Here is a 13,642-nt window from a genome sequence, read left to right as displayed (position 1 = left end):
AAAAGTGCTAATATTCCGAAAAGTTATCTTACATTTTTGTTCTGAAATATAAAATCGAATGTTGGCTAAACTATACTTTCGACATAATTCATACCAATCCTCTTTGAATTAAAAATTTCTTGGGAAATTTTTTGGAATTATGTCGAATGGCTCATCCACAGTGGGGGAAGCACATCCTTACTGAGTATAAATCCACAACAATTGTGCAATTAATATGGAGCGAAATTAGGATATAGTAAGCGGAATATGAGGAATGCTATAAGAAAAATGGAGGGACGTATGAAAAAAAATATCGTGAGTAGTAGTGTGGTTTTGTTTATTTTTTTATCTTCAATTTTTAGTACTAGTGCGGAACATAATGGGGTGAAAGTTGCTTTTATTCGTCATCATGACCTTTGGATTAAAATTGATGGGAAAGAAAAAGAAATAACAAAAGGTGAGTACATAACAGGGCCGAAATGGTCCTATGATGGAGAATGGCTTGCCTATGCTAAAGGAAAGAAGCAAAACACCTTGGAGTTGTACCAACTGGAAGATGGAAAGAAAGTTAGGCCATTGCAATCTGAAGTATCGAATTATCAATGGTCACCGAAAGAGAATATAATTGCATTTGTATTTACGAATACATTAAATACGTTTGATGTCAAAAAAAAGAATACAGATTTTGAAAATGTATCGGCTGGTGTAGGTGATTATGCATGGTACCCTGATGGAAAGAAGTTTCTTGTATCCTCTGAAGCACACTTAATTCCAACAGGGTGGACAGGAGCTCAGCTATATGAAGTGCAAAAAGATGCACATATGAATCCTCACAAAATGAAGCATTTGTATGCATTACCAAATGAACATGATGATTTTCTAGCGCTAGTTGCAAGTGGGTTTGAGTGGTCACCAGATCAAAGGTGGATTTCATTTTTAGCGGTACCGACAGCTTCATGGTCAGCTGATAGTAATACGCTTTGCTTAGTTCGAGCAGATGGAAGTCGATTTGAAAAGGTAGATCAAATGTTATTAAACCCACAATGGTTCAAATGGGCGCCATCCAACAATATATTAGCTTATATTGAAGGGAGCGGGAGAGTTGCGTTAGAGAATAAACATTTAAAAGTAAAAGAACTGCCAGCACTTCAGCAGAATACATTTACGCCGAAAGGATATGTCGATTGGGATTTTGCATGGAAGAATGATAAAGTAATAATCGTTTCACGAGCAAAAGAGGCAGGGATAGAAACTCCGCCAGAAAAAAGGCCACTACCATCTTTATATGAGATCGATAGTACAAGCGACGAACAACATCAAATCACAAAGCCACCTCATAAGCAAGGTGACTATCATCCCATCTTTATGAAGAAGAACAATCAATTAATATGGATACGTTCAGACCGTAAGAAAGCCAATGTATGGGTTTCCGATAGTGATGGAAAACAGGAAAAGAAGTGGATTGAAAATATAGATGTACCAGAATGGTATTATGAGAAATGGAACTGGGAAAATGTCATCTCGGTAAAAGAAGAATAAAAAACGTGCCTAAAAGATAATTTTAGGCACGCTTTTTATTGTTATTTATGTGTTTTATTTGGCTTTTTTTTTGCGGGGTTTCCGTTCCCCTGACGCTTTCTGTTTTGTTCATCTTTTGCTTGTTTTTCATGTAGTGTACCTAAAAAGTCATTTGAGTTACTCATTTTTATATCGCTCCTTTCATTTCGTCCTAATTACTATAACCATTTAGGAGGATAATCATGAGATAAAAGTTAAGCACTTAGTTTTCTTCGATAATATACGTAAAATATGCCATACGTAATAAATAGCATAAATAAAATTTGTAACTCTACATTTTCTTTTAAAATAGTTGCGACAGAAGATGGTAAGTAAGGTGATGTATTGCTTGTTCCTACACCTAACCATTTGTTTAAGAGGTTAATGGTACAAAATATAAAAACACCAGACCAGCTTGCTGTAATTGCTTTCTGTTTAATTTTTGTTTCACGTTCATCATCTGTAATCCAAGGATTAGCAGTTTTATCACTACTAAAAAATCCGTTTATATATTTTCATATAATCATTCCAATTAAGATGGTTATCCATTTCATATTTGTGATTCCCCTCTTTATTGTAAAAATTATTTTACATATACAATTGTAATGTTTTCCAATTTGGTGTGTCAAATATTTTTTACATCGCGATTTTTCATATAGAAGGAATAAAGGATGATATAGGGAAGAAATATGTAGGAGGATTTCATAGCGAGAGGAGGGTGATTATGAAATTAATCTTTGTTCGGCACGGTGAAGGTGAACATACAAAAGATTTGCCGTCAAGTTTACAAGTGTTGCATCCATCATTAACGGATGAGGGAAAGAGTCAGGCTAAATTACTTCAATGCAATGTGCCATTGCAAGAAACGGATATATTAATTGCTAGCCCTACACTTAGAACTTTACAAACGGCGGCAATATGGAGTGCGAAAGTATCTTGTCAAACAATCGTCCATCCATATGTATCCCCACGTATTTTTCCTTATCGAGATGGAGCGAAAACATTGCCATGTGATCACATAGTAGATCAGGGAATGATAACAAATTTATTTCCACATTTTTCGATAGAGAAAAATACAAATAAGCAGTTATGGACGGAAGGTATAAATACTGTTTCAGAGAATAGATGTCAGCAAATAGTAGATGAATTTCTTCTTTGGTGTTATGAGCTAGGTGCTGAAAGGATTTGTATTGTATCTCACGACGGGACAATTACAGCGTATCGGCAATATGTACAGAAAGTCGTTTTAACTAGATCTGATTTTTTGCAAGAAACGGGTATATATGAAATGGATCTATCCCTTAAAAGTTTGATGGATGAGATCTAATGATAGGATGGAGGGTGTATGTTGAATGTTGCATTAGTAGTTGGTTTTAATTCGGATTTAGAGGCGCAATCAATCCGAGCATCGCTTGAATATTTTGGGGCAAAAGTTGTAACATACTGGATTGGTAGACCGAGAGAGTTCATTAATATTCTTTCTGGAAAGGGTTTATATAACGATATCGATTATGTTATTTTTTGCTTTCATGGTGAGGAAGGAAAGTTTGTCATGGAAGAGTTAGGTGAAGATATATATGAACAAGATAAACCGAGGGGATACTTTGGTGCAGCAGAAATTTATAAATATGCAAAATTGCATAATACACATATTGTAAATAGTGGGTGTACGTTAGGGGAGAGAAAACTAGCAGAATCTTTCTTACGTAGTGGGGCGAAATCGTATATTGGATCGATAGATTATGTAGATGGGAATGCAGCACTTATGCTTACAATACGCTTATTTTATGGGCTTATTAACCATGAAAAAACGTTAGAAGATGCTTTTCAAGAGGCGAAATTAATCGATGAGGAGACACATACATTTCAATTCTATAAATAGTGAAAAACGCCTTGATTCTATATTCGAATATAGGCGTTTCACATTTAACTCACATTTTTTTTACATTTTTTTCAATGAAAATGATTATCACCTATGGTATGATATGTTCAAGTTTTTACAGGTAAAAAAAGTTACTATATAAACGTTAGTTTTTAATGTTTCATACACATGTCACGAATTATTCATAATTAACGTTTTAAAAATAAGTAACTAATGTTATTATATTATCTGTAACTAACTTAATTACAACTTTAGGAGGAAGATATGGTTATTCAATTTTTAAGAGAAAACAAAGCAGTTTCTTTTGTGTTGGCAATAATTCGAGTGTATCTTGGTTACACATGGTTAATGGCTGGAATCGGTAAACTACAAGGAAAAGGATTCGATGCAACTGGTTATTTACAAGGTGCAATTGAAAAATCTAAAGGAGCACAACCGGCTGTTCAATCTTGGTGGGCATCATTTTTACAAGACTTCGCAATTCCAAACGTTGATCTATTTAATACACTTGTAATGTGGGGAGAGATTTTAGTCGGGATTGGTTTAATTGTAGGCTGTTTAACAAAAACAGCGGTCTTTTTCGGTCTTTTAATGAACTTTTCCTATATGTTTAGTGGGTCAATTGGTGTAAACCCTGAAATGGTTATCCTATCAATGTTTGTTCTAGTCTCTGGTATGAACGCTGGTAAATTTGGAATAGATGGTTTCGTTATTCCGAAAGTATTAGGATCAAAAACTCAAAAACGCCAAAAGCAAGCTGCTTAATATATGAAAACGGGTATCTCAAAATGAGATACCCGCTTATTTTATTTTTCAACTTTATTGTTCTTAAAGAAGTCTTTTACATACCCTACAAATTCTTGTGGCTCTTGACGAAATGGTGCATGATAACCTTTTTCGATAATATGGAAAGTACTATTTTTTAAGAATTGATGATACGTTTCTCCTTCTTTCCAAGAAACGCTACTATCATTTCTTCCCCATATAATTAAGGTTGGTTGTTTAATTTCATTTGCATTGATTTGAAGACGTCTAGGCCATAATTTCATTTTATTGTAATGCTCTTCATCATTACGCTTGGATTTCACTTTGCTCTCATCATAATCTGCAATAGTAGAAACGGTATTTAAATCAGTCGATAACTGTGGTTTTGATGAACCTTGTTTATTAACGAATGTATGAGGGCCGCCTGTAGCGTCGGTTAAAATAAGGTGGGTAACGGCTTCAGGATATAAATACGTTAAATTAAGAGAAATTTCTCCGCCCATTGAGTGTCCCAGTATTGCAAACGAATCATAACCTAGTTTTTTCATTAGTTTATAATACAAATTTGCATGGGTTGGGAAAGAATAGTAAAAATCCATTGGCTTAGATGAGCGCCCGAATCCTAAAGCATCTACAGAAATAATTGTATGATCTTTTGCTAAGTCTGAGTAAATTTTTTGAAAACCATCTGACGATCCTCCAAATCCATGGATCATAAGTAAAGGTGGTTTTTCATTACCAATCTTTTTAAAGTAAATGGTTTGACCATCTATTTCTACCATTTTTTCCTCGGTAGCTAGCTTCGCTGTAAGTGTATTTTTTACTTGTTTTACTTGTTCTACTGGCTTTTCTGCTGCACTACATCCTACTAATAGTGTAAGAGTAAGACAACCTACCATAAAATAGCTAAATCGCTTCAATTAGGTGTCCCCTTTCTAACATAACGCTGTGTCTATCATAGCAAATAGCATATTACGATTTCCAGGAAGTTGGCTACCATTTTTCATCATAAGAGGTGAAAGGAGCGTTTCTTGGAAATTTTCTGTTTGAAGAAATTTGCGAAATGAAAATTGTGAATGTGGGACATCAATCCTTACTGTGCCATTCCAATATTCACAGATCTTCTTGATTAATTGAATAGCATCCTTCTCTTGTTTTGCGATAAGCGGATTGACGCATAATATATTACCTTTTTGTATACATAAGGAAAAAGCTTCTACACAGTTATTTCTCTCAATTTTAAAAGAGTGGCTCGTTCTTGGTAATAGTAATGAATAAAGTAAAGAACGATTCGCACCAGTTGTAATTTGATCGAGAGAAATAAGTGATACAAGATCGGGTTCTGTCACTTGTTGTGTATGAGAAATATGTGTCTTAGTAGTTTGTTTTTCAAAACGATGAATCGTCGTTACTGTTTGAAATTCGCATGATGTATAAAGAGGCTCGCCAGCTTTTGTTGCAATAAGTGCAATTGGTTGTTTTGGGAGAGTGTGTTCTAAGCAACGATTTAGCAAAATACGCCCGATGCCTCGGCCTTGAAAATTAGGATGAACGATTAACATGCCAATAGTAGAAAAACTATCTTTAAAAGGAAATACTCCTCCAGCTGCAATCAGTTTATTTTCATGCATATAACCGATAAGTGTGCCGAGAGAGAGATACATTTCAAATTGTTTTTTCATAAATGCTTTATCTTGTAACCATCCAATAGATTTGCAAAGGTCGAGTAAATCAAAAATAAAAGTTTCATCTAGCTTTATTGTTTTCATAAATGCTCACCACTTTTCTATTAATTTTCATAAAAGTAGATTGAAAATGTTAAATAAGAGATTTACTTTAAATGAAATCCAACTTATTTATATTTTGATTGTAAAGGGGAAGGAGGTTGCTATGAAAGGACAAAGTTATACAAATTATAACTGATATTTACATAAGTTAACAAAAAATTTACATATAACTAATTTTCTCTTAATAGTCTTCTATTAAATTTGATAGTGGGAAATGAATAACCTAATTAGGGGGACAATATAGTGAAAAAGTTTGTAAAAAAAGCATGGCCATTTGCAGTTGTGGCGTCGTTAGCAGTTACTTCGGTAGCAACATGGAATTTTACTCGTTCTAGTGAGGTTAATGCAGATGAGAACGGAAGCAATGCAAAGATTAAAAATGTCATCGTATTAATTGGGGATGGTATGGGACCTTCATATATGACGGCTCACCGTTATATGAAAGATAATCCAAAAACTTTTGAGATGGAATCTACAGAATTTGATAAGCATCTTGTAGGAACGCAAAAGACATATCCGGAAGATGAACATGAAAATATTACAGACTCTGCATCTGCAGCAACAGCTATGTCAGCAGGAATTAAAACATATAATGCAGCAATTGCAGTTGATAATGATAAAGCAGAAGTGAAAACTGTACTTGAACAAGCGAAAGAAAAAGGGAAATCAACGGGACTCGTTGCTACTTCTGAAATTACACATGCAACACCAGCTGCTTTCGGTGCGCATGACATTAGTCGTAAAAATATGGATGCAATTGCAAATGATTATTTTGATGAGAAAATTAAAGGGAAGCATAAAGTAGATGTTATGCTTGGCGGCGGCGTAAAAAACTTTGTTAGAAAAGATCGTAATCTTACAGAAGAGTTTAAGAAATCTGGTTATAGCTACGTAACAGATCGAGATCAATTGTTAAATGATAAAAATGATCAAATTCTTGGTTTATTTGCACCAGGTGGATTAGATAAAATGATTGATCGTAATGAGAAGACACCTTCATTAGAAGAAATGACAAATGCAGCAATTGAGCGTTTGAACAAAAATAAAAATGGTTTCTTCTTAATGGTTGAAGGAAGCCAAATTGACTGGGCTGGACACGATAATGATATCGTAGGTGCAATGAGTGAAATGGAAGACTTTGAAAAAGCATTTAAAGCAGCGATTGAGTTTGCGAAAAAAGATAAAAATACGTTAGTTGTTGCAACGGCGGACCACGCTACTGGCGGATTATCTTTAGGTGCAAATGGTGAGTATAACTTTAAAGTAGATCCAATTAAAGCTGCAAAACGCACACCAGACTTCATGGCAAATGAGATTGCAAAAGGTGCAAATGTAGAAGAAACATTGAAAAAATATATTGATTTACAATTAACACCAGAAGAAATTAAAGCGGTAAATGATATAGCTCCTTCAAAAGATGTAACAAAGATTGATAATACGATTGAGGATATTTTCAATAAGCGTTCGGTTACAGGATGGACGACAGGTGGACATACAGGGGAAGATGTAAACGTATATGCATTTGGCCCAGGTAAATACTTGTTCTCTGGCGTTCAAGAGAATACAAATATCGCTAAACGTGTCTTTGATATTGTTGGCGGTGGCGATCCGAATAAAGGAAGACGCTAATTATAAATGAAAGTGAGGCGAAATGCCTCACTTTTCTTTTTAGGAGATGGGAAAGATGAAGGCTTTTTTCATGGGGATAGGATCCCTTCTAATAGGTGTAGTATTGCTAGTGGGGTGTCAATCCAAGGAGAATCATATAGAACAAAAATCTACTACTACAAAAACTGAGGAAAAGGTACAAATAACGAAAGAAGAAGAGAAATCGATTCAAGATGTTATGGAGAAATTTGTATGGACGACAAATGAAAAAAATCTTGCTGAACATATGGAGTTATTCTCAAAGAAGATGCCTAGTGCTGAAGATTTAAAAACACAAAAAGAAGCCGCTTTTCAAAAGGGAAATAAGAAAATTGAATTGGAACATATAGACATGAAAGTTAGTAAAGCAGGGTATGTTGTAGTTGAAACAAAGGAAAAGGAAAGAGATGGGGAGGTCACTCTTCAGAAAAATGTACAGTATGCGCTTGGAAAAGAAGAAGATGGCTGGAAAATTGAAGAAGTTCGCACGATAGGAAAGAAATAAAGTGAAACTTTAATCAGGGAGTCTTCCTACCTGTAAATAGCGAAATAAAAAAGGTTCTCGTTGGCGAGAACCTTTTTTATAGTGGTAACATAATTTGATTTGAACATGCTTCGATATCATCAATATCTTGGCGAATTGTTGCCATTTTATTATCAAGATCTTCAGCCTTCATTGCCGCATCATGAAGTTCATCTTTTAAATATTCAGGTATTTTCCCTTCATATTTATAGTAAAGTTTATGTTCTAAACTTGCCCAAAAGTCCATTGCAAGTGTACGTAACTGGATTTCTGCAAAGACATCTTTTGTACCAGAATTCAGTGATAAAGGATACTTAATGATCATGTGTAAACTTTTATATCCGTTGCCCTTTGGATTAGCGATATAATCTTTTACTTCTATGATTTCCATATCCTCACGCTTTTGAATGACTTCTTTTAAATGATAAATATCTTCTACGAAGCAACATGTAATACGAATGCCGATGATATCTTGTAAATGCGTTTGCGCATTCTCAACTGTCGGTAATAAATTTTTACGCTCAAGCTTTTTAATAATACTTTCAGGTTGTTTTAATCTTGTTTTTATATGTTCAAACGGGTTGTAATCCTCTAAAAATTGAGCTTCCCGGTTCATAATTTCAAATTTAGTTTTTAACTCTTCTAAAGCAAATGTATACGGTAGTACAAAAGCTTTCCAGTAGTTAACTGTTGATTGATTATATTCCATTTATATACACACCTTTTCCTATTTACAAGTGAGGTTGTTGTTATACTAAATACCAAAGCATATAAGCGCAAGCAGCAAATGATGAGATCATAAAACGATATTTAGTTTTCATACTTTCAACTCCTTTCGAGTAAGATTCTATATGAATAAACGTGATTGTTAATAAATTCACTATGTACAATTCTTATAGTAATAGATTCGTGTGAATTTCGTATGAACTAATTGTTTCAGATTTTTGTCTTTTTCTTGTAAAGCATCATTATTATCCATAATTTAAAGTGTTTTCATTTGATTTATTTAATTGTATAAATTAATGTATATTTGAATTTACGGTTATTAAGGAGGCTATACGGTGAACTTTGAAGAATTAGCAATTGCCAGACGTTCCGCAATGAAATTTGTACAAGGAATAGAAATCCCTGATGAGGATTTTAAAAAAATATTTGAGCTAACAAAGCTTTCGCCATCTTGTTACAATTTGCAACATACACATTATGTTGTAATTCGTGATCAAGAGCGAAAAGAAAGATTAAAAGAGTTAGCTTTCAGACAATATAAAGTTTCAAGTGCATCTGCGGTAATACTTGTTTGTGGTGATAAGAGAGCATACCAAAATGTCGAAAATATTTATTTTGGTATGAAGGTTTTAAAGATGATTGATGAATGTGAATATGAAGATACAATTAAGCAAACGAAAGGGCTATATGAAGGAAAAGGAGAACGCTTCATGGAAGAGGAAGCGATTAGAAATGCATCGTTAAGTGCGATGACTTTTATGTATGCAGCTAAATATTACGGCTATGATACGTGCCCAATGATCGGTTTCGATGAAAAAGCAGTGCAAAGTGAATTAAATATGCCGGGGCATGTAGTACCTGTTTTAATGATTACGATAGGAAAAAGCGATACTACTAAAATTCGCCCACGAGGATATCGAAAGCCGATTAGTGAGTTTGTTACATATGAAACATTTTAAAAAAGGTATAGATTACTTAAACAAAAGGGTTCTATTTAGATCCCTTTTGTTTTGTAATTGACAAATAGAATAAAGTTATATAACATATAAATCGTAATCATTACGTTTTAGTTTGCAGTCTTTGAAAGAAAGGAGAATTACATATGCGTGTAAATATTACATTGGCTTGTACAGAGTGCGGTGATCGTAATTATATTTCTAAAAAAAATAAACGAAACAATCCAGAGCGCATCGAACTAAAAAAATATTGTCCACGATTAAAGCGAGTAACGCTACATCGTGAGACGAAGTAGAAGACTAGAGATATCTCTAGTCTTTTTTGTTTATAGCCATTTAGTTTTATTTGTTATAATTACCTTAAATTGTAATAAAGGAGAGGTATGATGAATCAAAAAGATAAAGAAAGAAAAGAGTAAGTGGCTCATATGATTGATATTCCAGATGATTATAGGCTTGTCGTAGATGATCAAGAAGGTGTGGATGACCCATATCATCTATTATGGTGGGAACATAAAGAGGATGAGGAGAGAACGATACAAATTACGCTGAATAGACATACTGGTAATTTAATCGAATTTAGTATAGATGATAAAAAATATTTTTCGAGTGGTAAGGAAGCGATAGGAGAGAATAAAGCAAGAGAGATTGCAAATGCATTCTTAAAAAATATACAAAAGAAGGATATGAATTTTATACATATGTAATGGTTAAGGACGACAGGCGTGGTCGGAAAGAAGTAAATTATATGCAAGAAGTGAATGGTTATCCATTGCCGAATACAGGCTGTATTGTGCACGTTCATTCCTCAGGGGAAGTTGTCCACTTTTATTATAATGGAAAAAAAGCTATACAAGAAAAACCGCTATGGCCAAATAAAATTGTTGAGAAGAACATCGTTTTAGAGAATTTAAAAGCTAGACAAGATATGAGACTTGTATTTGTAGATTTGACATTCTCTTCATGTAAATATGAAAGTGGAGAAGAAGGAACCGGGTACCATCTTGTATATGAGCCAGAACCTAGCCATGCGTTTATTGATGCCAGTACGGGAGAAGATTTATTTGAACCGGAACACTATAAATTAGCTCCTACAGTACCTGTTGAAAAAACGGTAAAAAGTAGGCAGAAAAAAGATGTTTTCGATTTATTAGATTGGGACGTAGAAAAGTTTATAAAAGTAGATGAAAAAGAAGATGAGTATGAAGTCCAAATGAAATTTGTATTGAAAGAAGCAGTGCAAAAAGAAATAGAAGTGAAGGATCCATATTCAATGAATGAGTTCTATAAAAAGAATTTTCCTATGTTGCAGCATGATAAATTCGTTGTAATTACTGTAGATAAAAAAACAAATCAATTGATCTCCTGTTTAATGTGGACGGACGAGAAGGACAGGAAATCAATATTATCAAGAGAGCAATGTTTAGAAAAAGCACTTCAATTTTTAGAGGTAATTATTCCAAACGCAACAAAGTATGTTCAGCTTTGGGATGATTATGATTATGAATCGGAAGAGGGGGTAGAGAGATTTTCCTTTTCGATATATGTAAATGGCTTTTGTGTAGCGGGAAAATATATCATGCTCAACATTAATACAGAAAATGGTGCTGTGATGCACTACTCTGGAGAATCTAGCAATTTTATAAAAGAATTGCTTACATATGAAACAACACCAAAAGTTACAAAAGAAAAAGCGTTACAAATATACAAAGAGGCCATCCGAGTTAATTTAGAATGGGACATAGATAATGATGCAGAAGAAACGGTATATAAATTATTGTATAAACAAACGACAGATGAAAATTATAAAGAACCTTTCGAGTGTAGTCGAGAAATTCGTTATATTGATGCGCATACTGGGGAGAAAATTTGGAGTGAGTATTAGTAAAAGCCAATCGATACGTATCGATTGGCTTTTACTATGTTCTTAGAATCATTTATTAATTGCCGTTAAGTGGTTGAAGAATACCATCTTGAGCTTTTGACCAATCATATAGGTTTCCATCAGATCCCACTGCAAAATTTAGCGCACGAGAGTTTTCAGGAGATTCGCGTCCGTATAATACGTCGTATAGCTTAATACCATTTATTGTGCCAATTAGTTTGTCTTCGCTGGAGCCGTAACGAATTTCATTTGAGCGAGCTCCCATTCTTTTTTCTAGAACTTTTATAGCATCTTCACTTGTGAATGTAATAGTATCAGTTTGTTTATTTGGTTGCTTAGCTGGTTGTTGCTCTTTTTGTGTGTTTTTAGATTCTGCTTCAGGTTTCGTATTATTTTCAGTTTTTGTGTTATTCTCAGTTTTTGCATTGTTTTTAGTTGTTGTGCTGTTCTCAGTTTTTGTGTTGTTCTCAGTTTTTGCATTGTTTTTAGTTGTTGTGCTGTTCTCAGCTTTTGCGTTGTTCTCAGCTTTTGCGTTGTTTTTAGTTGTTGTGTTGTTCTCAGCTTTTGCGTTGTTTTCAGCTTTTGTGTTGTTCTCAGTTTTTGTGTTACTCTCAGTTTTTACGTTGTTCTCGGTTTTTGCGTTGTTCTCAGCTTTTGCACTGTCTTCAGTTTTTTGGGTATCTTCCGTTTTTGTACTGTCTTTTGATACGGCAGTATCTTGTTTAGTAGCCTCGGTTTTTGTAGGAGACGTTTGTTGTCCACAAGCTGAAAGTAAGAAAAATGATGATGTGAGTATTACAAGGTTTCTGATTTTTGATGTAGCGTATCGCATGAAAACACCTCTTTCAAAATTTTGGAATCTTACATATTGTAATACATTGGAAAAAATATTCAAGGTATGAAAGACTTATTTCGTTCGACAAAAAGCTAAGGATTCCATATTTATATCGTACAGACACAAACAACCTCACGCCCACATACACATAATAAAGACCACTATTTTGGCGGAGGTGAAAGGTTTGAGTCTATTCGCCGCAATTGGATATATGGTTCGAGAAGTGTTTGTCTTTGTTTCTTATGTGAAGAATAATGCGTTTCCGCAGCCGTTATCATCAGACGATGAGAGAAAGTACTTAGAGTTAATGGAGCAAGGTGATGCTCAAGCGAGAAATCTGTTAATTGAACATAATTTACGGCTTGTAGCTCATATCGTTAAAAAATTTGAAAACACAGGGGAAGATGCAGAAGATTTAATTTCAATTGGTACAATTGGGCTCATCAAAGCCATCGAGAGCTATTCGGCTGGAAAAGGAACAAAACTTGCGACGTATGCAGCACGCTGTATTGAAAATGAAATTTTGATGCATTTACGTGTACTGAAAAAAACGAAAAAAGACGTTTCACTTCATGATCCAATCGGGCAAGATAAAGAGGGGAATGAAATATCGCTTATTGATATATTAAAATCAGAGTCTGAAGATGTAATTGATATGATTCAGCTTAGTATGGAGTTAGAAAAGATTAAAGAGTATATCGATATTTTAGACGAACGAGAGAAAGAAGTAATCGTGAAGCGTTTTGGACTGGGGCTTGATAAGGAGAAAACGCAACGAGAGATTGCGAAGGCACTTGGTATTTCCAGAAGCTACGTATCAAGAATTGAAAAGCGCGCTTTAATGAAAATGTTCCATGAATTTGTAAGAGCTGAGAAAGAGAAAAAAGCGAAAGAATAATGTACATTGCAAGCAGCCATATTTTAAAATGGGCTGCTTTTCTTTTTGTAAATAAGGAAAGAAAAAGAGTTGTGTTCAGAATAAATCTATGTTCACTGTTGAAAATGACGGATTCTATCTGTAATATTAGAGGGTGCTAAACAATTTAAGAATAATACCATACTTAGTTTTCCGCATGTATAATGAAACAGTTCTATATGAT

16 protein-coding genes and 1 pseudogene are annotated in these 13,642 nt (G+C 34.2%); 11 read left to right on the top strand and 6 right to left on the bottom strand.

Annotated elements, in window-relative coordinates; genetic code table 11:
- The first annotated feature begins 279 nt into the window (after window positions 1-279).
- Window positions 280-1,518 (top strand): eIF2A-related protein, encoded by a 1,239-nt coding sequence (locus tag AC3WTA_RS09430; protein WP_000739601.1) that lies wholly within the window; start codon window positions 280-282, stop codon window positions 1,516-1,518.
- Window positions 1,519-1,559: 41 nt separating this feature from the next.
- Here the strand turns inward: AC3WTA_RS09430 and AC3WTA_RS09425 are convergent, their stop codons facing one another.
- Both AC3WTA_RS09425 and AC3WTA_RS09420 read right to left on the bottom strand, forming a co-directional pair.
- On the bottom strand, window positions 1,560-1,682 hold the full coding sequence (locus AC3WTA_RS09425) for a DUF4023 domain-containing protein (protein ID WP_000071863.1): 123 nt from the start codon (window positions 1,680-1,682) through the stop codon (window positions 1,560-1,562).
- Between the two features lie 69 nt (window positions 1,683-1,751).
- On the bottom strand, window positions 1,752-2,045 hold the full coding sequence (locus AC3WTA_RS09420; RefSeq protein ID WP_078182840.1) for a phosphoglycerate mutase: 294 nt from the start codon (window positions 2,043-2,045) through the stop codon (window positions 1,752-1,754).
- A 215-nt stretch (window positions 2,046-2,260) separates the two neighbouring features.
- On the opposite strand from AC3WTA_RS09420, the gene AC3WTA_RS09415 reads away from it, so the two are divergent.
- From AC3WTA_RS09415 to AC3WTA_RS09405, 3 genes are all read left to right on the top strand, one after another.
- Complete coding sequence (locus AC3WTA_RS09415; protein ID WP_078182761.1) at window positions 2,261-2,863, top strand: histidine phosphatase family protein; 603 nt, start codon at window positions 2,261-2,263, stop codon at window positions 2,861-2,863.
- An 18-nt stretch (window positions 2,864-2,881) separates the two neighbouring features.
- On the top strand, window positions 2,882-3,418 hold the full coding sequence (locus AC3WTA_RS09410; RefSeq protein WP_000935630.1) for a hypothetical protein: 537 nt from the start codon (window positions 2,882-2,884) through the stop codon (window positions 3,416-3,418).
- Between the two features lie 264 nt (window positions 3,419-3,682).
- Window positions 3,683-4,183: a DoxX family protein gene (locus AC3WTA_RS09405; protein WP_000236594.1), complete on the top strand. Its 501-nt coding sequence runs from the start codon at window positions 3,683-3,685 to the stop codon at window positions 4,181-4,183.
- A gap of 41 nt (window positions 4,184-4,224) precedes the next feature.
- Here the strand turns inward: AC3WTA_RS09405 and AC3WTA_RS09400 are convergent, their stop codons facing one another.
- Both AC3WTA_RS09400 and AC3WTA_RS09395 read right to left on the bottom strand, forming a co-directional pair.
- A complete protein-coding gene (locus tag AC3WTA_RS09400; RefSeq protein WP_000819825.1) occupies window positions 4,225-5,103 on the bottom strand; it encodes an alpha/beta fold hydrolase in 879 nt (292 codons plus the stop codon).
- 15 nt (window positions 5,104-5,118) lie between these two features.
- Window positions 5,119-5,952, bottom strand: a complete 834-nt coding sequence (locus tag AC3WTA_RS09395) for a GNAT family N-acetyltransferase (protein ID WP_000848980.1) — start codon at window positions 5,950-5,952, stop codon at window positions 5,119-5,121.
- Window positions 5,953-6,213: 261 nt separating this feature from the next.
- Between AC3WTA_RS09395 and AC3WTA_RS09390 the strand changes: the two genes are divergently transcribed.
- Both AC3WTA_RS09390 and AC3WTA_RS09385 read left to right on the top strand, forming a co-directional pair.
- Window positions 6,214-7,599, top strand: a complete 1,386-nt coding sequence (locus AC3WTA_RS09390; RefSeq protein WP_000714910.1) for an alkaline phosphatase — start codon at window positions 6,214-6,216, stop codon at window positions 7,597-7,599.
- 55 nt (window positions 7,600-7,654) lie between these two features.
- On the top strand, window positions 7,655-8,122 hold the full coding sequence (locus tag AC3WTA_RS09385; RefSeq protein WP_000642899.1) for a hypothetical protein: 468 nt from the start codon (window positions 7,655-7,657) through the stop codon (window positions 8,120-8,122).
- Between the two features lie 76 nt (window positions 8,123-8,198).
- On the opposite strand, the gene AC3WTA_RS09380 is transcribed toward AC3WTA_RS09385, so the two are convergent.
- Window positions 8,199-8,849, bottom strand: a complete 651-nt coding sequence (locus AC3WTA_RS09380; protein WP_000456213.1) for a GTP pyrophosphokinase — start codon at window positions 8,847-8,849, stop codon at window positions 8,199-8,201.
- A gap of 352 nt (window positions 8,850-9,201) precedes the next feature.
- Between AC3WTA_RS09380 and AC3WTA_RS09375 the strand changes: the two genes are divergently transcribed.
- From AC3WTA_RS09375 to AC3WTA_RS09360, 4 genes and pseudogenes are all read left to right on the top strand, one after another.
- A complete protein-coding gene (locus tag AC3WTA_RS09375) occupies window positions 9,202-9,825 on the top strand; it encodes a nitroreductase family protein (protein WP_001008509.1) in 624 nt (207 codons plus the stop codon).
- 143 nt (window positions 9,826-9,968) lie between these two features.
- On the top strand, window positions 9,969-10,118 hold the full coding sequence (gene rpmG / locus AC3WTA_RS09370) for a 50S ribosomal protein L33 (protein WP_001265617.1): 150 nt from the start codon (window positions 9,969-9,971) through the stop codon (window positions 10,116-10,118).
- Window positions 10,119-10,250: 132 nt separating this feature from the next.
- A pseudogene (locus tag AC3WTA_RS09365) lies at window positions 10,251-10,603 on the top strand (YcdB/YcdC domain-containing protein); the annotation flags it as partial.
- A gap of 147 nt (window positions 10,604-10,750) precedes the next feature.
- The gene (locus AC3WTA_RS09360) at window positions 10,751-11,707 is read left to right on the top strand and encodes a YcdB/YcdC domain-containing protein (protein WP_368656295.1); all 957 of its coding nucleotides are present in this window, start codon (window positions 10,751-10,753) and stop codon (window positions 11,705-11,707) included.
- Between the two features lie 55 nt (window positions 11,708-11,762).
- On the opposite strand, the gene AC3WTA_RS09355 is transcribed toward AC3WTA_RS09360, so the two are convergent.
- On the bottom strand, window positions 11,763-12,539 hold the full coding sequence (locus AC3WTA_RS09355) for a hypothetical protein (protein WP_001268042.1): 777 nt from the start codon (window positions 12,537-12,539) through the stop codon (window positions 11,763-11,765).
- Window positions 12,540-12,726: 187 nt separating this feature from the next.
- Between AC3WTA_RS09355 and sigK the strand changes: the two genes are divergently transcribed.
- Window positions 12,727-13,440 (top strand): RNA polymerase sporulation sigma factor SigK, encoded by a 714-nt coding sequence (gene sigK / locus AC3WTA_RS09350; RefSeq protein ID WP_000051382.1) that lies wholly within the window; start codon window positions 12,727-12,729, stop codon window positions 13,438-13,440.
- The last annotated feature ends 202 nt before the right edge of the window (window positions 13,441-13,642 follow it).

Source organism: Bacillus sp. EB106-07-01-XG149, from assembly GCF_058791555.1.
The sequence above is the reverse complement of the archived record's forward strand: the minus strand, read 5'-3'. Positions and strand labels throughout refer to the sequence as shown.

Bases quoted from the DNA above. Each gene is read 5' to 3' on its own strand.
- AC3WTA_RS09395 (WP_000848980.1), bottom strand. From the start codon at position 5,952: ATGAAAACAATAAAGCTAGATGAAACTTTTATTTTTGATTTACTCGAC.
- AC3WTA_RS09355 (WP_001268042.1), bottom strand. From the start codon at position 12,539: ATGCGATACGCTACATCAAAAATCAGAAACCTTGTAATACTCACATCA.
- rpmG (WP_001265617.1), top strand. From the start codon at position 9,969: ATGCGTGTAAATATTACATTGGCTTGTACAGAGTGCGGTGATCGTAAT.
- AC3WTA_RS09430 (WP_000739601.1), top strand. From the start codon at position 280: ATGAAAAAAAATATCGTGAGTAGTAGTGTGGTTTTGTTTATTTTTTTA.
- AC3WTA_RS09360 (WP_368656295.1), top strand. From the start codon at position 10,751: ATGAGACTTGTATTTGTAGATTTGACATTCTCTTCATGTAAATATGAA.
- AC3WTA_RS09385 (WP_000642899.1), top strand. From the start codon at position 7,655: ATGAAGGCTTTTTTCATGGGGATAGGATCCCTTCTAATAGGTGTAGTA.
- AC3WTA_RS09415 (WP_078182761.1), top strand. From the start codon at position 2,261: ATGAAATTAATCTTTGTTCGGCACGGTGAAGGTGAACATACAAAAGAT.
- AC3WTA_RS09380 (WP_000456213.1), bottom strand. From the start codon at position 8,849: ATGGAATATAATCAATCAACAGTTAACTACTGGAAAGCTTTTGTACTA.
- AC3WTA_RS09405 (WP_000236594.1), top strand. From the start codon at position 3,683: ATGGTTATTCAATTTTTAAGAGAAAACAAAGCAGTTTCTTTTGTGTTG.
- AC3WTA_RS09410 (WP_000935630.1), top strand. From the start codon at position 2,882: ATGTTGAATGTTGCATTAGTAGTTGGTTTTAATTCGGATTTAGAGGCG.
- AC3WTA_RS09425 (WP_000071863.1), bottom strand. From the start codon at position 1,682: ATGAGTAACTCAAATGACTTTTTAGGTACACTACATGAAAAACAAGCA.